Genomic DNA, 24,794 nt, shown 5'->3' with positions numbered 1-24,794 from the left:
AAAAGAGCTTCGGAGGCTGAACCCTTCGATCGTAGGAAACCAACCGTCATGGCGTTAATTGTTCAGAAATATGGGGGCACCTCGGTGGGATCGGTTGATCGCATTCAAGCGGTCGCCCAGCGAGTCATCAAAACCGTCAACGCTGGAAATTCAGTCGTCGTCGTCGTTTCCGCGATGGGCAAAACCACAGATGGGTTAGTCAAATTAGCTAACCAGATCTCCACCAACCCCAGTCGGCGCGAGATGGATATGCTGCTCTCAACGGGTGAACAGGTGACGATCGCTCTCCTCAGCATGGCGCTGCAAGCACTCGGACAGCCTGCCGTTTCTCTGACTGGCGCACAAGTTGGCATCGTCACCGAAGCCCACCACACCCGCGCCCGAATTTTGAACATCGCCACCGATCGCTTAGAGCGTCATCTCAAAAGTGGTGAAGTGGTAGTCGTCGCCGGATTTCAGGGGGTCAGCCGCACCGAAGATCTAGAAATTACGACGCTCGGTCGAGGCGGCTCAGACACGTCAGCCGTCGCCCTTGCCGCCGCCCTCAAAGCTGACTTTTGCGAAATCTACACCGATGTTCCGGGCATTCTCACAGCAGATCCGCGACTGGTCGAAGACGCTCAATTAATGACCGACATCACCTGCGATGAGATGCTAGAACTCGCCAGCTTGGGGGCAAAAGTTCTGCATCCTCGTGCGGTTGAGATCGCCCGTAACTATGGAATGCCGCTTGTCGTGCGTTCTAGCTGGACAGACGATCCAGGCACTTGGGTGACTTCTCCGACTCCACAGCCGCGATCGCTCGAAGGATTAGAAATTGCCCGTCCGGTCGATGCTGTCGAGTTTGACACCGATCAAGCCAAAGTTGCTTTACTGCGAGTGCCCGATCGTCCAGGGGTTGCCTCGCGCTTATTTGGTGAGATTGCAACTCAGAGTTTAGATGTTGACTTAGTGATTCAGTCAATTCACGAAGGCAATACCAACGACATTGCATTTACCGTTAGAAAAAATTCTCTCAACCGTGCAGAAGCGGTTGCCAATGCAATCATTCCAGCGTTAATGGGCAATCAGGCTTCTAGTTTAGAAAAAGCTCCAGAAGTAATGGTCGAGCAGCAGATCGCCAAAGTGACGATCGCTGGAGCCGGGATGATTGGTCGTCCGGGAGTCGCTGCCCAAATGTTCTCGACGTTAGCCAATGCTGGAATCAATATTCAGATGATCTCGACTTCTGAGGTCAAAGTCAGTTGTGTGATTGATCAGAAAGATTATGAAAACGCGATCGCGACGCTCTGCCAAGCGTTTGAAATTACTCAGTCAGCGATCGATCATCAGCCCAAAACCCACGACTCAACCTTCAACACTCAAAATCCCGTTCGCGGGGTTGCGTTGGATCTCAAGCAAGCCCAGTTAGCGATTCGTCATGTGCCCGATCGTCCGGGTATGGCTGCAAACGTCTTCCAACTGCTTGCCGATCACAATATCAGCGTCGATATGATCATCCAATCTCAGCGCTGTCGAGTGCTCAATGGCATCATGACACGCGATATTGCCTTCACTGTTGCCCAAATGGATGCAGAAGCGGCTCGGACTGTTTTAGAAAAAGCGGCTCCTGAATTAGGTTATGGTGAAATTTTGGTGGATGTGGTGATCGCTAAGGTCAGCATTGTCGGCTCAGACATGGTTGGTCAACCCGGAGTCGCAGCCCGGATGTTTGACGCATTGTACAAGCAGAAGATTAATATTCAAATGATTGCAACTTCTGAAATTAAGGTCAGTTGTGTCGTCGCAGAAGATCAGGGAGTGCTGGCGCTGCGAGCGATTCATCATGCCTTTGGTTTAGCAGGAAGCCAGACCATCCAGGTTTCAGCCTAAATAGCCCGTTAGCACTCTAAGTTATTCGTGAGAGCGCAAAAGAAATATTGGCGAGACGCGATCGCAAAGAAGCGTGAGTTTTCGATACTTGACAATCAAAACTAGCTGTGTTTGTATTGAGTCATGCAGATGAATATCAATTCCTAGATGTTCGTCTCATGGGCACTATCTCTGATCCTCAAGTCAATGCACACCCAGTATTCTGGTCTAGCGTTTTCTGAGATGTGAGATTCTATTTCGGGTAAACGCTGGTTCAGCATACTGGGTATGCGCTGGTGTGAGGCTTTGAGATAGTGCGTTTGAGACGTTTACCATTAGGTGACAAGTTAGTGATTTCCTCAACAAGTGGGAAGGAACTGATTATGTCCGATATTCCGATGCTACTAAACTCTAGTAGTCAAGGAAATTTGACATGAACTCTAAGCAAAGAAAGTCTAAAAGAACTCAATTGACCCACAAGTTTGGTTCTCATTGTTTTTGGAGTGGGCGTTGCTTGCTCACAGAAGAACTGACCCTCGATCACCTGATACCGAAGAGTCGAGGTGGCTCCAATTCACTAGAGAACTTACGACTCGCCTGTTTTTCATGCAACAACTCTCGTGGAGATAGCCTTTTTCCACCTCGACAGTCATGTAAGTAGCTGGGTCGCCCTTCTTCTCCAACCTCTTTTCTGCCCTAGAAGAGGGGATCTGGATCGCTCCCCTTCTCACGGCATGGAAGAAAAGGTTGGGGGATGAAGGTGTTACAGACAATTGCGCTTTCTTGTTTCCACCCAAATCAGTTTTTAGTTAATACAACCAGAAAAAATGCACAAACTTTTGATGTTTAATGACGAGAAACTTCTGCGTCGATCGCTCACCCATCGTTCCTACGTCAATGAAAATCCTGGAGAAAATGGAGACAACGAGCGACTGGAGTTTTTAGGTGATGCAATCCTCAATTTCGTGAGTGGCGAGTATCTTTATCGGGTTCATCCTGAACTGGGAGAAGATGAAATGACCCGACGACGAGCCGCACTCGTAGACGAAAGACAATTGGCTAAATTTGCCACTGAGGTTGGTCTAGATTTCAGAATGCGATTAGGGCAAGGTGCAATCCGCGATGGTGGCTATCAAAATCCGAATCTTCTTAGCAGCACTTTCGAGGCAGTCGTTGGAGCTTATTATTTAGACCACGATCGAGATATTGAAGCATTGCGTCCTTTAGTCGAACAACTGTTTAACTCTGTACCTCCAGAAGTGATGATAGTTCGCTCAAATGTAGACTCAAAAAACAAGTTTCAGGAATTCGCGCAGGCGAATGATGCAACAATTCCGAAGTATGTCACAGAACAAATAGGTGGAGCAGACCATGCTCCTGAGTTTGCTTCTAGAGTTTATGTGGGCAACAAACTTTACGGTGAAGGGAAAGGTCGTAACAAGAGAGATGCAGAAAAACAGGCGGCTGAAGATGCTATGTCCAAGTTGAAGAAACGAAGCTTGCTTTGATACAGCAAATTAACGAAGGCGTAACTGAAATTTTACCCATCAGCGTTGATACCCATTTGATTTGTGAAGGCGGCAGATCCGCATGAGAGCGGCAGTGCCATGCCCGGACAAAAAGCATGGCATGCCGTGCCCCGTCGGATTGAACGATCGATCGCAATTGCCTCCGAAATTGGTATGAACAAATGGAAGCAGGTGTGTTCGCCTTTGGGCACTAAAAAAACGTCAGTTCGACGAGTTTTTTCGCTGCGTTGTCAGCGGCTTCTGCCCCCTAAATCCCCCATTCTGGGGGACTTTGAACCGGAAATTTTGGCTTGAAGTCCCCCAAACTTGGGGGATTTAGGGGGCACGACAAACTGTAACGAAGCCGTCGAATTCACGTTAAAAAAGGAGCCGAGCGCGCTACACGATCGACCCCTTTCAAATTAATTTAAGTGGGGACTACATCATACCCATACCGCCCATGCCGCCCATGCCGCCCATACCACCCATGCCGCCCATGCCGCCCATACCACCCATATCAGGGGCACCACCACCGGCCGCAGACTTCGGCTCAGGTTTCTCGACGACGAGCGCTTCTGTAGTCAGCACCATACCTGCGATCGAAGCCGCATCTTGCAGCGCCGATCGGACGACTTTTGCCGGATCGACAATTCCAGCAGCTACTAAGTCTTCATAGGTGTCGGTTAGCGCGTTGTAACCCATGTTGAAGTCTAAACCACGCACTTTCTCGACGACGACAGAGCCTTCAACCCCTGAGTTGTCGGCGATTTGTTTCAGAGGCGCTTCTAACGCTTTCATCACAATGTTTGCGCCGATCGCCTCTTCATCGATCAAGGTTTCTTTCAACGCTTCGAGCTTGACAGCTAAGTGAAGCAGCGTAGCGCCGCCTCCCGGAACAATGCCTTCTTCGACTGCCGCTTTGGTGGCGTTGAGTGCGTCTTCGATGCGAAGCTTGCGGTTTTTGAGTTCGGTTTCGGTAGCGGCACCGACTTTAATCACCGCGACACCACCCGCGAGTTTCGCAATTCGCTCCTGAATTTTTTCGTGGTCGTAGTCGGAGTCAGAGCGCTCCATTTCACTCCGCAGTTGAGCGACTCGCTTCTGAATGTCAGCCGCATTATCGCCACCTGCCACGATCGTGGTGGTATCTTTCGTGATCGTGACTTTGCGAGCAGAACCCAGCATTTCTAACGTCACCGTATCCAGGCTCAAGCCCATTTCTTCAGAAATCACCTGACCATTGGTGAGAACGGCAATGTCTTGCAGCATCGATCGGCGACGTTCGCCAAAGCCAGGAGCTTTAATCGCTGCCACGTTTAGTACGCCGCGCAAACGGTTAACTACCAGCGTAGCCAGGGCTTCTCCTTCAATGTCTTCGGCGATGATTAGCAGAGGTTGACCCGCGCGGGCAATCTTCTCCAAGACCGGAATCAAGTCTTGAATTGAGCCAATCTTTTTGTCTGCGAGTAAAATCGCGACATTCTCGAATTCGGCGATCAGACGCTCAGTGTCGGTGATGAAATAAGGGGAAAGATAGCCGCGATCGATCTGCATCCCTTCAACCAAATCCATCTCGGTGGCGAGAGACTTTGATTCTTCGACCGAGATCACGCCGTCTTTGCCGACTTTATCCATCGCTTCAGAAATCATCGCCCCGACTTCTTCGTCACCGCCAGAAGAAACGGTTGCCACTTGGGCGATCGCGTTGCCTTCAACAGGCTTGGCCACGGCTGCGATTTCTTCGACAATCTTGGCGACAGCTTTTTCAATGCCGCGTCTCAAGCTGACTGGGTTAGCCCCTGCCGCTACGTTTTTCATGCCTTCACGAATTAGCGCTTGGGCAAGCACCGTTGCGGTCGTAGTGCCGTCTCCAGCCAAATCTTTGGTTTTAGAGGCGACTTCACGAATCAGCGCCGCACCTGTGTTTTCGAGCGGGTCTTCGAGTTCGATTTCTTTGGCGATCGTCACCCCGTCATTGACGATTTGAGGTGCGCCAAACTTCTTTTCTAGCAGTACGTTGCGCCCCTTGGGACCCAGCGTGACTCTCACAGCATCGGCAAGAGCGTTTACTCCACGCTCAAGCGACTGACGAGCTTCATCTTTAAAGACAACAATCTTTGCCATATTCAGTTTCCCAGTTCTCTACCTAGAAATTTAGCACTCGTTAAGGCAGAGTGCTAATTAAGATTAGATCGGAAAACCGTACGACATGGGTAAATAATCTTCAAACAGGCCCGATCGACTGACATACCGATTTGATTGACGTGACAGATTCGCATGAGGACACGGCAGTGCCATGTCCCTACCACCGTTTGATCGGTTGCAATTATTTTTGAAATTGACATAACATCATGAAATTTTTCACTCAGCCGACGGGTTGGCAAACTGTGCTGGTCTTAACGATCGGAATTTTGGCAGTTTCGACCGCAGCAGTTTTAGTTCGGTTGGCGACTCGTGAAGCCCAGCTTTCGGCCGTCGGATTTAGTTTAGTGTTAGCTGCGTCTCGGTTAATCATTGCTTCTGGGGTGCTGCTTCCTACCTGGCAAACTATTCGTCGCAACCCTCCCACTCGATCGGCATGGCGCTATGCAACAGCCGCCGGAGTTGCGCTTGCCGCTCACTTTGCCACCTGGATTACGTCGCTGTCTTATACGTCGATCGCGGCTTCTACCACGATCGTCACGACGACTTCGATTTGGGTAGCGTTGCTTTCGTGGCGGTGGTTTGGCGAGAAACCCAACCGGGTCACGCTAGCAGGCATCGCGATCGCGCTGATTGGCGGCATCACGATCGGATGGCAGACTTCTGAGGCGACAGGCACGAATCCGCTTTTAGGCAATGGGCTGGCATTGGTCGGAGCCTGGACAGCCAGTTTATATCTTTTGCTAGGACGAGAGGCACAGCGACGGGATTTAGATGTGAGGAGCTATGTCACGATCGCTTACAGTGTGGCAGCGATCGTACTGTTGCCTTTACCCTTGCTTGCGGGAGCTTCCTACACGGGCTATTCACCGCTCACTTATGGATTGATTTTGCTGATGGCGATCGTGCCTCAGCTCATCGGACACACTAGCCTCAATTGGGCGGTTTGCTGGGTGTCTCCAACGTTGGTATCGGTGCTAACTTTGTTTGAGCCTGTTGCGTCGAGCGGGTTGGCATTGGTGCTGTTTGGAGAAGTGCCAGGAATCCAAGTGCTTATCGGAGCAATGATTTTGTTGATAGGGGTGGCAATCTCGATCGCCGCTAACCGATAAATTCTCTTTGACTTCTATCGACTCGCGGTTTCTGGCTTGATAGGGTTTGTGGCTTTCACGAGTCGCATCCGCTCAAAGCTGAGAGCAGTCACCCCGATCGTCACCAGCAAAATGCCAAACACTTGCACCTGCTGCAATTGACTATGAATGATAATAGCCGCCAAAACTGCTGTGATCACCGGGCCGCTAGAGGCAATAATCGACGATCGGGCCGCGCCCAGATACCGCACCCCAAAGTTATTACTCAGATAGCCGACTAGCGTTAATGCGCCCAAAACCAACCCACCGACAAAAAATCCTAGCCGCTTTTCGGGTAAGATGACGACTCCCAACTGGAGCGGCAGCGTCAGGCTGAGGCTCGACAAAAACAGAATCGTGACAAACTGCACCAGACTCACCGGAACGGGATGCAGTTTACGAAAGCCAAGCTGCATAAAGATCAGATAAAACGCAAACGCAATTCCTGCCAAAATAGCCGCAAAGACTCCACCAGAAGTCACCATGCTAGTCCTTGCTAAGTTGGGCAGTGCCGCCATAATCACGCCTACCAAAATCGCCACCATCACCGCTAAACGTAACCGAGTCGGACGATCACCAAAGAGCCACCACGCTAACGGCACGGTTACTAACGGATACATAAATAGAATTGTGACGGCAGGGCCAGGGCCGATTTGCCCGATCGCAATATAGATCAACACCTGCGACAGAAACAAAAAGCCACCACTGCCAATCACGTTAAACAGCGCCCGACGATCGCGATCAAGCACCAATTTTTTGATGTCTCTCCAAACTTGTGGGTAGATAAATGCGGCGATCGTAGCCATCAAGGGCACCACAATCAGCATTCGCATCCATAAAATTAGCAGCGAGTTGCCAAGACTGGGCTGAATGAACCCGCCAAAAGGCATCAGTCCCAACAAGCTAATCGGGCTGCCAATAATGATTTTGACGACCACATTGTGAACCGACAGCGCCAAGGTAGAGATCAACACAAACCATAGCCCGATCTGAAGCTGAGACCGCAGACGAGGTTCTGCGTTGAGCGGCAAAGGAGCGGCAGGAAATTCTAGTGGAATGGGCTGCGCTTCGAGGGCTTGTGAATGGGTTTGTAGGGTCTGATATCGGGCTTGCAGGTTTGCAATATCTTGAATTAGCTGCATCTTCTCAATTTGCAGCCGAGTCACATCTTGAGACAATTCATTGGCCGTGTTGTGTTGCAGTTCCTTTAGATCCTGGGTGCCTGAACCCAAACCAAATTTTTCTGGTTTAGCATTCTCATTCCCTGAGGGGTTCGATCGACTATCCTCACCCATTGAATTTCTATCCTCTAGCCTGTAGTGCACAAATCATCGTTTAGTCTTCACAAAAGCTTTCATTTCCTTGTTTGCTATTGTTCCCCATAAATTACAAGATCTGCACGAAATAGGTTGTGATCAAAAACTGAGCGACGGCGAAAATTGTGGCACTTAGCCCAGCCGCGATCGGAATGGTAACTAACCAGGTTAAACCAATCGATCGCAAGGTTTTAAACTGAATTGATTTTAAGCTTTGAATGAGTCCGATACCGACGACCCCTCCCACGAGAGCATGAGACGTGGAGACGGGCAAACCCAATCGAGATGCCACTAAAATCGTTGCAGCGGTTGCCAACTCAGCGCAAAATCCGCCACTGGGCTGAAGTGCGATAATGCCTTCTCCGATCGTGGCGATTACCTTCTTTCCCATCACGGCTAATCCAGCAACGATCCCGATGCCGCCAAGAACCAAAATCCACAAGGGAACCTGAAAGTTTTGCAGCGGAACGGACTTAGTTTGAGTAATATAAACAATCGCTGCCAAAGGTGAAACAGCATTGCCGACATCATTTGAGCCATGGGCAAACGCCACAAAACAAGCGCTCAGGACTTGAAAACGAGCCAGTAAAGGTTCAGGGTTTTGAATTTTGGCTTGGGTGTTTTGATCTAACTCTCGCCAGATCATAAGAGTTAGCGCGATCGCGCCGCCGCTCCCGATCAGCAACGGCAAATCATGAGCCGGAATGTCTAGCTCGAAGCGATCGCGCAAAATCCTCTGAAGAGGTCGGCTCAACGTTGGCAAGACAATTACGCCAAAGATGCCCATCAGAGCGGCACTTAGCCAGGGAATCCATTCTCGAAGTTGGGTGATCGGGTCGGGCTGATCAAGAATCCAGTGTTTGATTTGGCTGTAGAAGAGAGCGGCGATCGTGCCACTAATTAGAGGAGTAATCATCCACGTCAGTGAAATTATGCCGATCGATGACCAATCAACGGCACTGGGGCTGAGGGCAACACACGCGAATCCGGCGATCGCGCCTACAGTTGCATGAGATGACGACACCGGAAAGCCGAAAAGTGTGGCGATGTTGAGCCAAACCCCAGCCGAAATCAAGACGGAAACCATCCCGACTAATAGAATCTGAGGCGTTTGAGCAAACAAAGCGGGATCGACAATTCCAGTTGCTAACTTTGCAGAGACTTCTTGCCCAAAGACAACCGCCCCGGTGAATTCCAGAATCCCCGCGATGATTAGGGCTTGTTTGAGGGTGACTGCTTTGGAGCCAACAGAGGTGCCCATTGAGTTGGCAACATCGTTTGCGCCAAGGTTCCACGCTAAATACAACGCCAAAACCGCAGTAATCGCGATGACAAAATCTTCCATAACTTTGGACGTGAATAGTGGGTTGTAGAGCTTGCTGTATTGGCGTTATGTCAGTTAGCGTCAGAGAATGCTGCATTAGTCCTCTGCACTATGGTTACGTAGGCAATTATTGTTTCAAGTTCATTTTTGTGGAAAAAGGTTGTGTCTTTCGATATCACAGTGAGATCAAAAATTTTGCCCCTCACAATCACCTTTACTTGTTTCCTCTCTACATGGCAAGTACGGCTATTTCTGATTGAATATTCTTCTATTTACGTAGGAACTGAGGTAGATTAGTATTAATTTACACACCGTAAACAAGAGAGTCAGAAAATGGGATTTAAGGTAAAGCCAAAACATTTTAAGCAAGTGTAGAAAGTTACTTATAAAGCGGCTCCGATCGCTCTTATGGTTGCTGAGGTTGTGTTTCCTGCCTCAAAAGCTGTGCAAGCTGCTATGAAAGTTGGAAAGATCTTTTCCTAGCTTTCGCGAAATCTAATTTTTAAGTTGGCAAAGGGTGAAAGAATACTTTCGCCCTTTTGTTATGTAAAGCAGGCAGTTTAAAGGTATGTCCTAAGCGCACACCGTCTACAATTCAATTAGTAAGACGCAAACAGGAGCAACCTTTGTGGAAGTCCGACAATCACGATACAGCAAAGAAGAATTTGCTCAACGCGGACGCAATCTTACGAATCAAGTGTGCGTTCACAAGTTGAAGCAGGTAATCATGGCAAAATTGTGGCGATCGATATCGAAATGGGAGCCTTTGAGGTTGCCAAGAACAGCTTGACCGCTTCAGACCTCTTACTCGCTCACCATCCTAATGCTCAAATTTGGTTTGTGCGAATCGGGCATCGCGCTGTTCATCGGATTGGTTTTTCTGGGTCGGTTGAATCACGATGATTTTAGGGAACGTAACCGCAAATCGTGAGGCAGTCATTCAGATCGCAATAGTTGGTGAGAATAAGCGTCTCAAGAGTGTGAGAGCAGTCATTAATACAGGATTTACGGGTGAAGCTTGAAGGGATAGCGGGTGGCGCGGTGATTATTTCCGCCTTGTTGTAGTTGCAGCGCTATCAAAAACTGGATTACAAACTATCAAGATATTCTGCAAGAAGGCAGACAAGAAGAAGCCCGATCGCTCGTTCTGCGTCTCCTCGATCGTCAAGTAGGAGCTTTGCCAAAAGACACCCAAGCACAAATTAATTTGCTTCCACTCAATCAGCTAGAAGCGTTAGGAGAAGCCTTGCTCGACTTCACGCAGCTAACGGATCTAGAAGTCTGGCTTGAGCATTTGCAGAATTAAGAGCAGATAGCCAGTTCCCAAACCCCCTCTTATATAAAAAGAGCCTCCGCGGTCTAGGAGGCTATCGTGAATGCAATTTGTTGCCGATGTTTCAAGAGCGAAACCTTGAAACTCTCGATTAGAAGGGTTTAATGAGAATCTGCTCTAGCCTCTCTGAGTCTTGCGTCGAGTGCCTGACGATTTTCGGAAAGGGGGGCTGCTAATCGTGAAACGTTTTCAACTAGCCAGGGCATCAGGCGGTTGCCCAACACTGCAAGATGACTTTGCCATCCTACTAAAATTTCTGGCGAGTTCTTTTCGAGTCCCACAATCAGGGTTTGAGCCACTTTTTCAGGCGTAGTCGGCATGACCCATCGAAACCACTGAAAGTTCTGAACCATTTCTGTATCAGTCAGAGAAGGCAGCAGCGCGATGACTCGAATGTTATGGGCTGCAAGTTCTCCCCGCAGCGCTTGAGTGAATCCCAAAATGGCAAACTTGGTTGCGGAATAAGTCGCCATCGTTGGAGCGGCAATTTTTCCCATGAGGCTCGACACATTGACGATCGTGCCTTGTCGTTGCACTGCCATACGTCGAGCGATTAGACGAGTGATGGTGTACATCCCCATGAGATTGAGGGCAATCTCTTCTTGCATTTGAGGCAGTTGTGATTGTAAGAAGGGCGTTTGGTGGGCAACCCCTGCACAATTGACGAGAAGATGAATCGGCCCGTTATCGCGCCAAGCTTGAGCAACGGCAATGTTGACTTCTACCGGGTGAGCCAGATTTAAAGCGATCGGAACCGCTTCAACTCCCAGGGCTTCGATTTCAGTTGCTACTTCGACTAAACGTTGATGGGTTCGTGCCACTAAGATCAGCCGTTGCGCTCCTTGTCGAGCCAGTTCCAGCGCGATCGCCCGTCCAATGCCACGAGAAGCGCCCGTAACGAGAACGGTCTTTCCTTGAATATTCATGCTAACGCCTCCAATTTTGGGCTTTTGTAGTGCTCTCAGCCTTTGCCAAACTGATAGAAGGGGCAAAGAACTGAGAGAAGTCTTTGAGTGGGGCTTTAAGTTGAGTGCCTGTTGCTCCGATCGATATTTTGCTGTGGTTCGCTCCTACAGCCAATTCTGGGATTCAGAAGGTGGGGTTAGAGTCGAGAGTGTAAAGCATTAGACACAACTCCTAAAGACGAGAATCAACCCGTCATCACTGAACCTGCACACCTTAACAAAGGCATCAAGTAGTCGCAACACTTATTAACAAAAAGCTGAGATTGTGATATTCCGATACAAAGCTTTCAGAAACCGACCTGATTGAGATAGCGAAAGTAAAAATGCATTCGCTTCGCAGTCACCCGATCCCCGTCAGTTTTATGAAGATTACTTCAAGTTGATGAAAGATGAGAAAGCCTCTAATCTAAGAAGCTATCTGAGCGAGGCACTGCGATCGCTGATGCAAATAGTGACAGACTAAACCCATCCTCGCAGCCAATATACGGCGATTCCGACATATTCTTTTAAAGCTCTGGTGGTGCGTCGAAGTTGGTCAGCATCAGGCAGAGCATCAAGAATGTTGGCTTCTGTAGTATTGACTTGCTGTGGGTCAAACTGGGTGGATGTAAAGTCTGTGGGAGCCGCGATCGCCTCCATTCCCAGCTTCCTAAAAATCATCAGCGATCGCGGCATGTGCATCGCAGAAGTCACCAGCAACACCCGACGAATTCCTTGAGCCTCCATAATTTGTTTGACGTTGACCGCATTCTCACGCGTGTTGAGTGAGCTAGGATCTTGCAGCATCGCCGACCGAGGAACGCCCATTGGCTCCAGCAAAACTGCCATATCCTCAGATTCGGCGCTGCCACTCCTGCGCCAATCAATGCGTCCGCCACTCAGAATGAGACGCGGAGCTTTTCCGTCTCGATAGAGTTTGGCAGCATAGAGCACTCGATCGCCCTCTTCTCTAACTTCCACCCAAGGACGCGGCGCTACGGCAGACTCCGTACATCCACCGAGGACTACGATCGCGTCTGTTTTGGGCAACTCGGTGGGGAGATTTTGAAACTCTAGCGATCGCGCTAACCCATCGCTCACCCTAGCGTTGCTGCCCAGCAAAAGAATCAGCAACACTGCCACGATCGGAATTGCAGCCAGTCGAGGACGTTTCCACAACAGTAAAAACGCCACTATTAGTAATAAACATGACAACCCCAAGGGGTAAAAAAGCAGAGGCAGCAGTTTTGAGACAAAGAGAAACATAGGAACCGTTTAAAGATCGTTAGCCATCGTGTTGAAGGTTGTGCAAAGTGGGGAAAACTATATAATAGGTGACTAATGCTACCCGTATATCGACGACAGGAAGCCTAATCGGTTCTTTATCAGGGTGCTCTTGGCATTACACCGTTGCCTCCGTTCATCGACCTATCACTGGCTGACCCATGCGACGACAGCTTGCGCCTGCAATAACTTACTACATCCGTAGACTTCTCCATCAGCATCACGATCGTTTGACGTTTCCAGTCGTTGACAGCATCGGCAAAAAAGCAGATGCCAACACAAACTTGGGCGAGATTCTTGCCAACCTGTATGTCAAAGCGCAAAAAATTGACTCGGTGATGTTTGAAATCGAGCGACTTGCTTTGCTACATCAGTCTCTTAGCCAAGCCAGTGTTAAAGACCTACAAGACCTTCAGAACGTCGAGAAACAGATTTTTGGGCTATTAGGTTGCGAACTTAAGGGGCTGGCTGGTTCTATGACTTTTCATGGCAACACTACACTGGCTTACCCAAATCGCCACTCTAGCCACAACCTCGAAAAAACTCCTCACCTCAGAAGCGTTTTGATTGTAGATGCTGAACCTGCTAGTCGCCATTTGTTGACGACTGTGTTGAACTATCACGGCTATCGAGTTCACACCGCAAATGATGGTAGGGAGGCAGTAGAAAGCGTCCAACGTCTTCACCCCGATGCAGTTTTGCTAGATGTGGTGTTGCCTGATATCAACGGCTATGGAGTTTGTGAACAATTTAAGGTCGATCGCTCAACTCAAAAAATTCCAGTTCTGTTTGTGAGCGCTGTTAACAATGTTGCGAGCAAAGTCCAAGCTTTTCAGGTAGGCGGTGTTGACTACATTACAAAACCGTTCCACGTTGAAGAGGTTTTAGTTCGCGTTGAACACCAGGTCAATCTGCGCTGTGTGCAAAAGCAGCAAGAAGAATGGATAAACCACCTTCAGCGAGAAATTCAAGAACTCAAGCAGACAAAAGCCCGATCGTATCAAACCACCCTGTGATTGAATCGGGACGAGCCGCCTTACTTCTGCAATTATTTTACGATCGTAATTTGTCTTGACTGACATTAAGTTTCTTCTCCCTCTAGAGTCAGATCATGAATTCGTTAAGCAGTCTGTTTGAGTCAGCCAACAGAAGGATGAACGAACCCGATCGCTATGCCAACCTTTAAGAGATAAGACAAAGGCCGATTCAATTATCGCTCATTGGAGAATGGAAAAATGGTAATGACACTTGATGATACAAAGCGTATGGCGATCGCCATGAAGCTTTCTGATATGAAGGCGGTTCAAGAGCTTCTAATCTCTAACGAGCAAAAATTTATCTCGGCTGTAAATGACAGTGACATTGCCGATCGTTTGAGAGACATGCTCAAAGATGATCAAAAAAACTTGGGTGTTTTAGATACGGTGATGGTGCAATATGGCGTGAAGTCAGAACCCAAAGAAACCGTCAGTGAAATGGTCAAGAAACTTGATCAATTGATGTCAGAATCTAAGCTGACCATTTATGAAAAAGTCTTTCAGCATGAGCTTTTAAAGCACCAACAAGTGATGACCGGAATTGTGATTCACAAAGCGGCTCAAAAAGTTGGGGCTGATGTGGAGGCTGCTATCACTCCGCTTAACACAATCAACTTTGAAAACCGTGCTCACCAAGAGCAACTCAAAGGCGTTCTAGAGGTTTTAGGGGTTCGTGAACTAACTGGAATGGAGGCCGATCAAGGACTGTGGGCACGGGTGCAAGACTCGGTTGCTGCGCTGACAGGCGTTGTGGGTAGCGTCATCACTCAAACCAGCGACAAGTCTGACATGAATCTTCAGGATGTGATTCGGATGGATCACCAGAAGGTAAATACCCTGTTTATGCAGATTGACGCGACTCAAGATCCTCAAAAGCGGCAGGAATATTTTGGTCAAATCTACAAAGATTTAAATGCTCATTCTCGCGCTGAAGAGGAAGTTGCTTATCCCGCAGTTCGAGGCCGATATCCCGACGGCGACCTTAAAGAACTCTATGATGAGCAAGCCGAAATGAAGGTGCTCTTGGATCAAATTCGTTCTTTGAATCCATCTTCTGAAGATTTCATGAATGCGATTCATCGCCTAAAAGATATCGTGATGGATCACGTCCGTCAAGAAGAAAGCACTTACTTTGCTGCCATTCGTGACAACTTCAGCAGCGCAGAAAGTGAGCAGTTGGCGACTCAATTCAAAGCTGCAAAGAGCAAGATTCAAGATGAAATGAGCGCCAAAAAGTAGTGCTTGTTTATTGATGTTCTCTGAAGTAATCTAGCTTTAGAAAATTGCTTTTGTGAACGATCGCGGGAGAGTCCTTTGACCCTCTCGCGATATTTTATGGTTAGATGATAGTAGACTCATGCTCATCTTTTAGCCCTAAATCTTATGGATTCTCTAAGTCAACTTTTGCAGAATCTTATTAAAGAAAAACCGATCGATAAAATTGCTCTATCTCTTTCAACTTTAGCGTTACAGGATCAACAACGCGCTCAAGCGTTTGGTATCACCACCGAAAATATTAACCCAATTATTGATTTTAGACTTCAATTATTTAAAGCAATCTATCCTGATTTTGTTAAATTTTGCCAGCAAAAACTCAAGCTTGAAACGGCTCTCAATGAAACTCTTTGGGATTTGTGGTTGCCCTTGGCGATTCAGATTGCTGATTGGCGTAAGCAGCAGATGCAGCCCCTAATTCAAGGATTTTTAGGCGGACAGGGAACCGGAAAAACAACTCTCACAGCCATCTTGACCCTAATTTTGAGTCATTTGGGATATTCAACCGTTAGCTTATCTTTAGATGATTTGTATTTGACTTATACCAATCGCCAAGTCCTTCAATCTCAAGATCCACGTTTAGCTCGTCGTGGGCCTCCTGGAACTCATGATCTCAAACTTGGACTGCAAGTATTAACCCAACTCAAACAAAACCATTCACCCGTAAACATTCCCCGCTTTGACAAATCGCTGTGGAATGGAGCGGGCGATCGCGCTCAGTCAGAAGCGATTTCAAAGGCTGATATTGTTCTGTTCGAGGGCTGGTTTGTGGGTGCACGTCCGATCGATCCAGCTTTATTTGAAACGGCACCTGCACCAATTTTGACAGAACTCGATCGCGCCTTTGCCCACGATATGAATACTCGATTACGCGATTATCTCCCGCTGTGGCAGCAAGTAGACCGTTTGATTGTGCTCCATGTCCCTGATTATCGACTCAGTAAGCAGTGGCGCAAGCAAGCAGAGCATCAGATGATTGCTCAAGGTAAACCGGGTATGTCAGATGCAGAAATCGACGAATTTGTTGAATACTTCTGGCGATCGCTCCACCCCGAATTATTCATCACGCCACTCATTCAAGCTTGCGATTTAGTCATTGAAATTAATGCAGATCATTCACCCGGAAGCGTCTATCGCGGAACGGGAGACGATTTTTTCTGAAGGTACTGCACCAGTCCCAATCCCAGCAAAATGGGCACGATCGCTAACCCATTTCTCAGACCAGAGTCGATATCTAAACTAGAAAAAGCGTTGAAGTAGGTCATGCCCAAGACTGCACACCAAAAAATCAAGTTCGATCTCTTTTGACGCTTAGAAGAAGACATAAGGTTAGCAAAACTGCGTATTAAGAGTGCCACGAAACCTTAATCTCTAGTAAAGTTGCTTATTTCTCTGAGTGGAGATAGAAGGATTTCACGGGAGAGGAGCGCGATCGCCCTCTCTCACAAATTCTTCATTGCTACAAATGTATCGGAATTCTCGCTCGACAGCCGTTGCTTCAGATCAGTCAGCAACTCTTCGAGCGCTAACACGATCGCCCGTCTGTCATAGCTCATCAAGGTTGGGTTGCTGAGAGTTTCGCGGATCGCCGTGCGGACGATCGCGACTTCGCATGGATCAATGCGCCGAACTGGGTTCATCTCAATCTCTTTTTTTATAGCCCAAAATACCCGAAACACTTTCCCCTCGTTGAGCCAGCATAACGTTAAACACTGCTGTGAGGGTTTTCATGTCGTCGCTCAGTTCGTCGATTTCCTTTGTCAGCTCCTGAATGGATTGCCTCATTTGATCCTGATTATTTCTCAGATGCGTAAAATCTCGCTCTGCTGCATAGCGCTTCTTTTCGCCATCCGCATAGAAGCGCACCATTCCCCATACGGCCGATCCGGCACCAGCCAGAAAAGTAGCAAGTGAGATGAGAGTTTTCGTATCAAATTGGGGATTCATGCTGCGATCACCTCCCCATAGAGTTCCATCTGCCTGATCTCCCACCCCTCGAATGCCGTGCCATTCACCACTGAAGGCAGCGAGGTGATCATATAAGCCGGATAAAAATCAGCCGCATTCAGATCGTAAAATTTGCTCACTGTAGCGTTGGCTCCTGAGTTGCCGTAATAGTTGCCACTAAGCCCACTGTTGGCATCCGTAAAGGTTGCTAGGCTGACCCATTCAGGAGAAATCAGAATCCTGGAATCTTGCTGAGGTAAAAGGGACTGAGCAGAGGCAATTTTTGCCTCTACATCCGACAAAGCAAGGTTTACCCCTAAATTCTTGGCTCCTCGAATATTGAAAGTTTTAGGGGTGTAGACTCCCCCCGTACTCGCAAATTGAATATAGAGAGAACTCAGCTTGATCTGAATGGGTGCTTTGGTTTCCGAGTTGTAGAAGAGAATGAAAAAACTAGCAGAATCAGCCGCCGGATCAGCTCGATTTGCAATAGTAGCAGTGGTACTTTTATCAGCCATCAAAATAGCTGTCCCCACATTAGTCCACGCCAATCGAGCGCAAAATATAGCGCGTCTGGGTCGAAGCGGGTTGGTGCTAAGCACGAATGGATTTAAATAACTGCCCGTGTTTAAGTTGGTGCCTAGATAGTTGAGGATGCCATTTTGAGCAACGGTTGTAGTCGCGGGGCGCGTGAAAATAGCACTGGCTTGAAAGAACTCTAAAGGTCTTGCACTCTCTGGAAACCAACCCACCGCAGCGCTGACATAAGTCAGGGTGAGGCGTTGATTTTGTGTGTAGATCTGTAGGTCGATCGCGCCTGAACTAATCAGTTTGCCATTGCGCCGCACGATCGCCTTTTTAAGCAAAGAAGTCGCACCCATATAAATCAGGCTGATCACTTGCCCCGCCACGGGTGACGAGGGAAGAGTGAGATCGACGTTCCCGCTACTCGCAGATAAATCCACAAAATAGCCAGAGTTAGCAGAAAGGGTGGTTTCTGCGGTGACAGACTGCCAGATCAGCCCTTGATTATTCGAGTTGACGGAGAACTGCTTAAGCCATCGACCCGATCCAGTGTTGGGAGCAACGATATTGACATCATCGCCTGGGTTCGTAGCGCTTGGATCGGATTGAAACCACGATCGCTCAGAATCAACCCAGCGTAGTTTCTTTGTATTGGCACCGACCGATTTCAATGAGGCAATATTATCGACATTGACAGGCATTAGATCTCCGTTTTACGTGGTCTGTAGGGCATCCCATACCGTCGCATCGATCGCGTCCCAGTCACCCGCTACGGTCGGAGGTGCCGCTAATTGAATCACCCCGGCAGCGTCATCGTAATTGATGGTGATGTCCGAGGATTGCAGCGCTTGAGCTACAGAATCCACGATGTATTCTTGCAAGTTTGGAATCGTCGATGTCTGAGCCGGATTACTAACGGGCATTACGTCAACTCCGTGACCAAAGCGTTGCCGTTTGCCGTTGTCCAGATCCCATGAATGTTGCCCGTAAACCAGAAGGGTACTTCATAGTAGCCCCCCGCCTCTAGCAGTACTGTAAACGCCGCCGCCGTCGCGACAGAGCCAAGGGAAATATAGAGCCTTGAAGTACTGCTGTTATAGATAGTCGATCCCTTTCTAGCTGCATTTGTCGCTAGAAGAATATTGCTGGTAATTGCAGATGCAACGGTTGTGGGTGTTCCGATCGCCGCGCTGCTTGATGGAGCCGCGATCGCCGTGGGGTTGAAAAGAGCCATTAAATTAAATCATCTCCCTAATAAATGCTTTGCCTTGCCCTTGCTCCCAGATGCCCCGTACGTCTGTGGAGACGACGAACGGCATCTCGTAATACCCGCCGGATGGAATGCGAACGGCAAAATCAGTCAGCGAAACCGAAGCTCCGAAGTCGATATAGAGAGCGCTCGTGCTGTGATTAAAAATCGTTAGTCCTTTCCTCTCTTTGGCAGGTGCCATGAGTTTGGACGTGATTGAAGTCGCGATCGCCCGTTTCAACACCTCCGTCACCTGCTGCCCGCTAGAAGCCGCCGCCTGGTCTGAGTGAAGTGGCATGATTAGCCCTCATCTGTGGGATCAATCAGATTATTCAGGGAGGCATTCAGATCAATTTCAAGCGAGAGCGCCAAAGTCACGATCGGGTTGCCATCAGCATTGGTGTCTACCGTCCGAGTCACAACCGCGATCGGCGCTAACCCAGTCTGTGCGCGAACCTGATTCAGTTCGATCTGTTGCTGATAGAGTCCGTTCAGCAATTTAGTCATCGCTTCCAGTGCACTCGATTCAGGCGTTAAAGACTCGCCTGAAAGCAAAGTGAAATTTAACCGCACGGGTTCGCCAAACCCTGCCCAAGTAATGGCTTCATCGGGCAAATTCTGACTCAAACCTGCAATATTCATCATCGTCATAATTGATTCACCTTAAATTCGACTCGTGCCAAATCGACACGGACGGTTTGCAATAGGTCTTCTGTACTGTCTGTTTCGGCTCCGATGTATTCCCACACCACCAAAGTCAGGCGCGGAATCCATCGCATCGCTTCAAATCGATAGCGGTGTTCTGTGGCGAAGCGCGTAAAGACGTGCATCTCGATCGTGTTGAGCACAATGCGCCGTTTCGAGGCATCGAGTACGGCCGTGGGGGAGCCGCCTACACCCGGAAAAACTAGCGCATCATCTAAAGCCACCCCTCCTACCTCTTGATAGAAGTAGCCTGCAACGTGCCAAGTGGGAGGAGCCGCGATGTAGCTTGCCCCTACTGCCAAAATCCTGCCGGGAATGGTTACGGGGATTTCAATAATGTCGATCATCGCTGACCGAGTTTTACGGGCTTCAGGATTACCAACGTGCAACTGGGAATAGACAAGCCGCCAGGAGCCAGCATTGCTTAGATTGAGATTAAGCACAGCTCCTCATCCCAGCTATCAGCCACTTCAAGCGGGTCGGCATAGGTCTCAGCGAGGTAATCCAAAAAGGAATCGACATACACTTCACCCCGCATGAACGCGGCTGTAATGTATGTCCGTTCGACCATCGCATCAACCTCTTCTTGCCACTCCGTTTCACTCTGCCCTGGATACCAGAGCGCGGGCGTTGCGAGTAGCAGTTCTTTCATTAGTTACCGCTTTCGACTAGGGGGAGGCGTTCCGGCTCGAACCAGATGCGCCCGTAAGAACCGCCGACTTCATCTTTCTTGGAGTTGGCAACGGTGCCAAACTTGGCGCGAACCGATGCCATTGTCGGAGTCGTTATGTCGCTAATCGGAGCCGAAAACGTGCTCTGGGTATTGCTGCCACGAGTGCCACGAGCGTATCGAGTGTAGGCCCGATTACTCGCTTTTGCTCTCACGACTTGAGGCGAAGCATCGGAAATCATTGCGTAAATCCGATTCGGGTGAAAGCCTTTGGGTGCAGTCGGATCAGAGCCTGCGTCAGCCAGTCCTAATGCCGCTTCACCGCCAAAAAAGATGATGCCAGCTTTAGAGCCTTGAATTGTAAAGTCAGTGCTAGGGGCGGAGGTGCAACCGTACTTGATGGCGCTCTTAGGGCGTCGCTGAGTAGCTGCGCCTTCTTCTCGCTGAGGGGCAACGTAAGCAGCGCGGCGTTTCGCCTCGTCTAGCTGCCGTTGTAATTGTAAAACCGTCTTGCGGGTGCTCATAGAAATAAAAGGATTGTGGATGAGTTAGCTCGATAGTTCTAGTGATGCCCTCGCAGCAAGCGTTTTGCATCATTTTTCGCACCCGGAACCCTAAGGGTTCCAGTCACTTTTTGGCAATTTTGGGAAAAGCGACTAGTTTGCCTTGACTAACGGGTTGTGGCGGAAGCCAGTCCGATCGACGAGCTGCACATCGTTGGGCAGTCCATGTATTTTTAGCTCTGCATAGCGAAACCGAACTGTGGCGATCGGGCGCTCTCTTGCCTCCCGTCTGACCTTTCCGTAAATCCGACTGGAAGCCGGGATAGTGCGGAAGGTCTTTTTCTTCGTCGTGCCCTCTAAATGTTTCTCCCAGTTTGGAGTGTCGCTTTGAACATCTAAAATCTGTTCAATAACTTTTTTCGCCTCTGTTTCATTCCACGCGTAAAGCTGCAAATTGTAGCCTTTAGCTGGCTCTTTATACATCCACAATTCGCGTCCTTTTTTCCAGGCAAAACCGTTACCCGCACAGAACAAAGTTTTAATTTTATTAGCAGTAACTTTAGCCTTTGCTTCTGTCATTGATTCGCTCGTTTCATTCATCACTCTGAATGTGATCTCAGCCTCAACCGGACTGTAACCTTCTTCAACTTGACTTGAATCCTCCAAGAAGAACAATCGCACTTGAGGAAGGAACTTAACAGAATCTTGGAAAGTGGTGACGGGAATACCGTAGATCGGAGCCTGTAAGTCTGCTGCTTTTCTAAGAACAACATAAAAGAACAACAGTTTATTGAGTGTTTCGATCGCAGAGTCATTATCTCTTAGCGTAGAAGCGACTCTCAGACTACCTCTAGGTTGGGTGATATCATCGTCCCAACTTTCATCGCCTAAATCATTAAACTCTTCTCTAACGATGCGGTTTTGTACCTGCATCATTGTGGACTGTAAATGTTCCCAAGAACTGAAATCAACGGGTAGTGGCATAGGTTAGTTCTCAGGCTTCTTCTCGGCTGTAGGAGGGACAATCGGCGGTTGACTATCTGTTTTCTTTTTCGTTTCGTCAGTCTTCAGTTTTGCGGCTTCTGATAATTCCTTACCCTGTTTACTCTCTTCATTTTGTTTGAGCGCATCGTCTAACTCTTTCTTTTGTACTCCTATCTGATCAACAGTGTCCTTGATTGATAGCGCTTCACTTGCTACTTGATCTATTTGACTAACAACCTCTTCTGTCTTCTCTAATGCTGTAAAGAATCTGTTTTGATAGTTAGGCGTGTCATTCATCCAGCCGAATGCTTTTTCACCGATTGCACCGAACTTTCTAAGCGCGTTTCCGATTTTCGCAACCATTGAACCAACAACTTCCAAGGCACCTAAGATTGATTGTCCGATTGATTGCATTGACCATAAAAGACTAGCCGCCGCCGCGTAGATTCTGCTGTACTTTTTCCATTCCGCTTTGATTCCGTCTACTGTTGTTACTCCTAGCACAGTTTTAGCGTAAGCATCTGCTGCCTTTCCGAGTACGGAGCCAATATCTAGAGGATTGTTTTCAGCGTCTTTAATGCCAACAACTGCAAGTACATTGCTGATCATGCTGAACAATGTTTGTGTCAATCCAGAACTCAAGAAGTAAGCATTGTGCAGAGTGTTGGCATAAGTCATTAAATTAAGTGCTCGATCGAGATGCAGCCATGAACTCAGCCGGGTTAACTTTCCAGATAGACCGCCCGTCAACTGATCACCCATTTTGTTGTTAATAGTGGTCAGCAATCCTAACTCAGCCGCATTCAGCCCAACGTTTAAGCCGTTGCCATTCAGCTTGTCTAAGATTGATTGCTGTCCGGTTTCTAGCCCAGCCATACAGCCGTCCTGACATTTGGGCTTAGTGCCCACAGGTGGAGGCGGCGGATTCTTGCTCTTGGTGATATCGTCAGCCGTTTGCGGGTCGATCGTGCCAGTGGGCCCGGTCGGTCGTGGAAAGATGGGGGGGAGTAGAGGGAAAGGAAGGGTTCTCTCGTCATCCTTTTTCTTCTGTTCTGTTGGGTCTGGGTCAGTGGTAGGGATCGGTTTGGTTTTAGGGTTAATCGGCTTCAGGCGAACGGGGTCACCGCCGATTTCAACATCGGGTGACAACGGGCTACCTGAGACGGTCGGTGTGATCGTCGCTTTAGTTGCCGGGAAAATGCCCCGATCGTTCAGCCGTTGGTTAGGGTTCTGAGGCGTTGGATCGTTCGTGGGTGGAATCGGCTGAAAGGTGGGAGGAGTCGGAATAGGGTCTTGAGGAATGGGCAGTCTGGGTGTGTCTGTAGGGTTGAATGAAGGGAAGATCGGCGCTACAGGGTTCGCTTCTTGCTCTTTTTTTTCTTCCTTGAGGGGGTCGAATGGCGGTGGATCTAGTTGTGGCAAAGATGGCCAAGACGGCAGCGTGGGCGGTGTTGGTGGTTTACCGGGATGCCGGAAGTCGTTTGGGTCAAGAATCGTTGGTGGATAAGGTTGCGCTATGTCATCTAGATATTTAGGGAGCGGGGGAAAAAACGGCTGATTGGTTTCTGGAACAATATTTTCGGGTGATTCTGGGTTGGGGTCCTTTACGGTTGGGTCGAGTCCGAGGTTTTCAAGCGTCCAGGGTTCACAGTTAAAACTTCCTTGCGCTACCTTGAAGGTCGCGAAAGAATCGGCATACGTCCAAAAAGAGAACTGGATTATATAATCGTCAGTCCCCTCTCGGAGATAGGTGAAGTTGCCACTTCTAGCTGACATTTTCGGGTTTTGTGACGTGCCCTGATTGTATTTAGGGAGTGCTGTGATGCTGTAAGACAGCATTCCGTAAGTTACGTACCGCCTGTTGTTGGGAGACCAAACCCTGATTTTTGTTGCATTGGGAAACCACGCTTTAGATTCAGCGCTGGGCTTGTCGCTGGGGTTTGGGTAATTAGTTCTCTCCCCATTTTTTGAGGTGTCCTTGAAGGGGTTAAGCCAGTCAGGAATGCCGCTATCTTTAATGCTTTGGTTTAATGGCCCGAGGATTCCTGATTGGCCAGCAAATTGCTTGGCAAGGTCAAGCGCTTTGTTAACCAGGGTTGGATTGGTGGCTTGACCTCCCGGCGTATACTCGCCCCCATTCTGAAGTTTATTGCCCGTGTCGTAAAGTCTAGAGGCCGCATCCGCTATTGCACGCGGCACCCCAGCTTTTTCTAGCAGTTGTTGCACATCTTGCCGCAGCCGCTCGTCATATTGATTAATTTGATCGGATGCTTGCCCCCCGACCAATCCCGGTATATAAGAAACGGGATTAGCGAGGCCCTTTAAACTCCTGGCCACACGATCGGAGAGGGGTCCGGTAATCGGGTTCGCGGTGATGGGGTTACGGTTCCCCACCTGCGCGCCTGGACTCTCCCCAGTCAGTCGGTTGAGTCCCCGCTCTAAGAAGTTTGGCGTTCGCGGTGCGGTTGGATTGGCACCGCCACCGCCCGGTGAGATTTTCTGCCCCGGCACTAGAGAGCGATCGACGTTGGGATTATTCTGAAGCGGTCGCGGGGTGTTGAAGCCCTGATCAATCCGCCGCTCGGCACGCATCCAACTATCGTTAATTTCCTTGGGTGCGACTTTAGGCGGTGGCGGTGGATATTTGGGGCGAAAATAGCCATCACTTTGCTGTGCGGCTGGCTTGAAATCGTAGATTTTCTGAAACTTCGCCCGCGCCGCTAGTTGATCAAAATCGCTAGGGCTTGCCATTAGTTCTCTTTAAACGCTTGGGGAATGGACACACCAGAAAATTCTTTTGTGAACATCCATAGTTTTTTTGTGCGATTGCTGATGAAGTCGGGATCGATCGCAAACGAGGAGCGAACCAGCAATCGATTAGAATTGTCCGCAGCCGAAAAAATGCCTGTTTGCATCACGAATTGGGCGAGGTTTTCAGCTTCTAGGACGGCGAGAGAGGGATTAATGCGATCGAGAGTCAGTCCACTCCAGGCGTGGAGCTGTTCAAGGGTGACGATCGAGCTAGGAATGTCAGTAGCGATAGTGATGGCAGTCATAAAAAATTACC

29 protein-coding genes are annotated in these 24,794 nt (G+C 48.8%); 10 read left to right on the top strand and 19 right to left on the bottom strand.

What is annotated here, in order from left to right; all coding sequences use genetic code 11:
* Nucleotides 1-48: 48 nt before the first annotated feature.
* The 4 genes from C7B65_RS06640 (at nucleotide 49) to C7B65_RS06625 (ending at nucleotide 3,674) form a co-directional block, all read left to right on the top strand.
* On the top strand, nucleotides 49-1,872 hold the full coding sequence (locus tag C7B65_RS06640; RefSeq protein ID WP_073070045.1) for an aspartate kinase: 1,824 nt from the start codon (nucleotides 49-51) through the stop codon (nucleotides 1,870-1,872).
* Between the two features lie 412 nt (nucleotides 1,873-2,284).
* On the top strand, nucleotides 2,285-2,512 hold the full coding sequence (locus C7B65_RS06635) for an HNH endonuclease (protein ID WP_073070044.1): 228 nt from the start codon (nucleotides 2,285-2,287) through the stop codon (nucleotides 2,510-2,512).
* A 166-nt stretch (nucleotides 2,513-2,678) separates the two neighbouring features.
* Complete coding sequence (gene rnc / locus C7B65_RS06630; RefSeq protein WP_073070043.1) at nucleotides 2,679-3,359, top strand: ribonuclease III; 681 nt, start codon at nucleotides 2,679-2,681, stop codon at nucleotides 3,357-3,359.
* A 63-nt stretch (nucleotides 3,360-3,422) separates the two neighbouring features.
* On the top strand, nucleotides 3,423-3,674 hold the full coding sequence (locus C7B65_RS06625; RefSeq protein ID WP_106253956.1) for a hypothetical protein: 252 nt from the start codon (nucleotides 3,423-3,425) through the stop codon (nucleotides 3,672-3,674).
* Nucleotides 3,675-3,797: 123 nt separating this feature from the next.
* On the opposite strand, the gene groL is transcribed toward C7B65_RS06625, so the two are convergent.
* On the bottom strand, nucleotides 3,798-5,483 hold the full coding sequence (groL, locus tag C7B65_RS06620) for a chaperonin GroEL (RefSeq protein ID WP_073070041.1): 1,686 nt from the start codon (nucleotides 5,481-5,483) through the stop codon (nucleotides 3,798-3,800).
* Nucleotides 5,484-5,710: 227 nt separating this feature from the next.
* Between groL and C7B65_RS06615 the strand changes: the two genes are divergently transcribed.
* Nucleotides 5,711-6,613, top strand: coding sequence for a DMT family transporter (locus C7B65_RS06615; RefSeq protein ID WP_073070040.1), 903 nt, complete (start codon nucleotides 5,711-5,713; stop codon nucleotides 6,611-6,613).
* Nucleotides 6,614-6,627: 14 nt separating this feature from the next.
* On the opposite strand, the gene C7B65_RS06610 is transcribed toward C7B65_RS06615, so the two are convergent.
* Entirely contained in the window at nucleotides 6,628-7,926 is a 1,299-nt protein-coding gene (locus C7B65_RS06610; protein ID WP_073070039.1) for a DMT family transporter, read from the bottom strand.
* Between the two features lie 91 nt (nucleotides 7,927-8,017).
* Complete coding sequence (locus C7B65_RS06605; protein WP_073070038.1) at nucleotides 8,018-9,292, bottom strand: inorganic phosphate transporter; 1,275 nt, start codon at nucleotides 9,290-9,292, stop codon at nucleotides 8,018-8,020.
* Between the two features lie 678 nt (nucleotides 9,293-9,970).
* Here C7B65_RS06605 and C7B65_RS06600 point away from each other — a divergent pair.
* Nucleotides 9,971-10,174 carry a hypothetical protein gene (locus C7B65_RS06600; RefSeq protein WP_317615801.1) on the top strand — a complete coding sequence of 68 codons (204 nt, stop codon included), beginning with the start codon at nucleotides 9,971-9,973 and terminating at the stop codon, nucleotides 10,172-10,174.
* A gap of 172 nt (nucleotides 10,175-10,346) precedes the next feature.
* Complete coding sequence (locus C7B65_RS06595) at nucleotides 10,347-10,577, top strand: DUF4351 domain-containing protein (RefSeq protein ID WP_083582751.1); 231 nt, start codon at nucleotides 10,347-10,349, stop codon at nucleotides 10,575-10,577.
* Nucleotides 10,578-10,705: 128 nt separating this feature from the next.
* On the opposite strand, the gene C7B65_RS06590 is transcribed toward C7B65_RS06595, so the two are convergent.
* Nucleotides 10,706-11,530 carry an SDR family NAD(P)-dependent oxidoreductase gene (locus C7B65_RS06590; RefSeq protein WP_073070036.1) on the bottom strand — a complete coding sequence of 275 codons (825 nt, stop codon included), beginning with the start codon at nucleotides 11,528-11,530 and terminating at the stop codon, nucleotides 10,706-10,708.
* Between the two features lie 498 nt (nucleotides 11,531-12,028).
* Nucleotides 12,029-12,742: a YdcF family protein gene (locus C7B65_RS06585; protein WP_317615800.1), complete on the bottom strand. Its 714-nt coding sequence runs from the start codon at nucleotides 12,740-12,742 to the stop codon at nucleotides 12,029-12,031.
* A gap of 251 nt (nucleotides 12,743-12,993) precedes the next feature.
* On the opposite strand from C7B65_RS06585, the gene C7B65_RS06580 reads away from it, so the two are divergent.
* From C7B65_RS06580 to C7B65_RS06570, 3 genes are all read left to right on the top strand, one after another.
* A complete protein-coding gene (locus tag C7B65_RS06580) occupies nucleotides 12,994-13,848 on the top strand; it encodes a response regulator (RefSeq protein WP_083582750.1) in 855 nt (284 codons plus the stop codon).
* Nucleotides 13,849-14,073: 225 nt separating this feature from the next.
* Entirely contained in the window at nucleotides 14,074-15,108 is a 1,035-nt protein-coding gene (locus tag C7B65_RS06575) for a hemerythrin domain-containing protein (RefSeq protein ID WP_223257308.1), read from the top strand.
* Between the two features lie 144 nt (nucleotides 15,109-15,252).
* Nucleotides 15,253-16,305: a glycerate kinase gene (locus C7B65_RS06570; protein ID WP_073070032.1), complete on the top strand. Its 1,053-nt coding sequence runs from the start codon at nucleotides 15,253-15,255 to the stop codon at nucleotides 16,303-16,305.
* On the opposite strand, the gene C7B65_RS06565 is transcribed toward C7B65_RS06570, so the two are convergent.
* The 14 genes from C7B65_RS06565 to C7B65_RS06500 all read right to left on the bottom strand — a co-directional run bounded on the left by C7B65_RS06565 (nucleotide 16,275) and on the right by C7B65_RS06500 (nucleotide 24,783).
* The gene (locus tag C7B65_RS06565) at nucleotides 16,275-16,469 is read right to left on the bottom strand and encodes a hypothetical protein (RefSeq protein WP_073070031.1); all 195 of its coding nucleotides are present in this window, start codon (nucleotides 16,467-16,469) and stop codon (nucleotides 16,275-16,277) included. The genes C7B65_RS06570 and C7B65_RS06565 overlap by 31 nt on opposite strands.
* 117 nt (nucleotides 16,470-16,586) lie before the next feature.
* Nucleotides 16,587-16,784, bottom strand: coding sequence for a hypothetical protein (locus C7B65_RS06560; protein ID WP_073070030.1), 198 nt, complete (start codon nucleotides 16,782-16,784; stop codon nucleotides 16,587-16,589).
* 1 nt (nucleotide 16,785) lies between these two features.
* Nucleotides 16,786-17,091, bottom strand: coding sequence for a hypothetical protein (locus C7B65_RS06555; protein WP_073070029.1), 306 nt, complete (start codon nucleotides 17,089-17,091; stop codon nucleotides 16,786-16,788).
* Nucleotides 17,088-18,317 (bottom strand): hypothetical protein, encoded by a 1,230-nt coding sequence (locus C7B65_RS06550; RefSeq protein WP_073070028.1) that lies wholly within the window; start codon nucleotides 18,315-18,317, stop codon nucleotides 17,088-17,090. Before C7B65_RS06550 ends, C7B65_RS06555 begins: the two co-directional genes overlap by 4 nt.
* A 12-nt stretch (nucleotides 18,318-18,329) precedes the next feature.
* Nucleotides 18,330-18,539: a hypothetical protein gene (locus C7B65_RS06545; protein ID WP_073070027.1), complete on the bottom strand. Its 210-nt coding sequence runs from the start codon at nucleotides 18,537-18,539 to the stop codon at nucleotides 18,330-18,332.
* On the bottom strand, nucleotides 18,539-18,850 hold the full coding sequence (locus tag C7B65_RS06540; protein ID WP_073070026.1) for a hypothetical protein: 312 nt from the start codon (nucleotides 18,848-18,850) through the stop codon (nucleotides 18,539-18,541). Before C7B65_RS06540 ends, C7B65_RS06545 begins: the two co-directional genes overlap by 1 nt.
* Nucleotides 18,851-18,854: 4 nt before the next feature.
* Nucleotides 18,855-19,163: a hypothetical protein gene (locus C7B65_RS06535; RefSeq protein ID WP_083582748.1), complete on the bottom strand. Its 309-nt coding sequence runs from the start codon at nucleotides 19,161-19,163 to the stop codon at nucleotides 18,855-18,857.
* Between the two features lie 2 nt (nucleotides 19,164-19,165).
* Nucleotides 19,166-19,516 (bottom strand): hypothetical protein, encoded by a 351-nt coding sequence (locus tag C7B65_RS06530; RefSeq protein WP_073070025.1) that lies wholly within the window; start codon nucleotides 19,514-19,516, stop codon nucleotides 19,166-19,168.
* Nucleotides 19,513-20,013, bottom strand: a complete 501-nt coding sequence (locus tag C7B65_RS06525; protein ID WP_143162015.1) for a hypothetical protein — start codon at nucleotides 20,011-20,013, stop codon at nucleotides 19,513-19,515. The genes C7B65_RS06530 and C7B65_RS06525 overlap by 4 nt, the downstream gene beginning before the upstream one ends.
* Complete coding sequence (locus tag C7B65_RS06520; protein WP_073070023.1) at nucleotides 19,995-20,222, bottom strand: hypothetical protein; 228 nt, start codon at nucleotides 20,220-20,222, stop codon at nucleotides 19,995-19,997. Before C7B65_RS06520 ends, C7B65_RS06525 begins: the two co-directional genes overlap by 19 nt.
* Nucleotides 20,222-20,764 (bottom strand): hypothetical protein, encoded by a 543-nt coding sequence (locus C7B65_RS06515; protein ID WP_073070022.1) that lies wholly within the window; start codon nucleotides 20,762-20,764, stop codon nucleotides 20,222-20,224. Before C7B65_RS06515 ends, C7B65_RS06520 begins: the two co-directional genes overlap by 1 nt.
* 132 nt (nucleotides 20,765-20,896) lie before the next feature.
* Entirely contained in the window at nucleotides 20,897-21,727 is an 831-nt protein-coding gene (locus C7B65_RS06510; RefSeq protein WP_073070021.1) for a hypothetical protein, read from the bottom strand.
* A 3-nt stretch (nucleotides 21,728-21,730) separates the two neighbouring features.
* Nucleotides 21,731-24,478, bottom strand: a complete 2,748-nt coding sequence (locus C7B65_RS06505) for a hypothetical protein (protein ID WP_073070020.1) — start codon at nucleotides 24,476-24,478, stop codon at nucleotides 21,731-21,733.
* A complete protein-coding gene (locus tag C7B65_RS06500; RefSeq protein WP_073070019.1) occupies nucleotides 24,478-24,783 on the bottom strand; it encodes a hypothetical protein in 306 nt (101 codons plus the stop codon). The genes C7B65_RS06505 and C7B65_RS06500 overlap by 1 nt, the downstream gene beginning before the upstream one ends.
* Nucleotides 24,784-24,794 lie beyond the last annotated feature (11 nt).

The organism is Phormidesmis priestleyi ULC007 (assembly GCF_003003695.1).
GTDB lineage: Bacteria > Cyanobacteriota > Cyanobacteriia > Leptolyngbyales > Leptolyngbyaceae > Phormidesmis_A > Phormidesmis_A priestleyi_A.
This window is presented reverse-complemented; position numbering and strand designations above follow the sequence as displayed.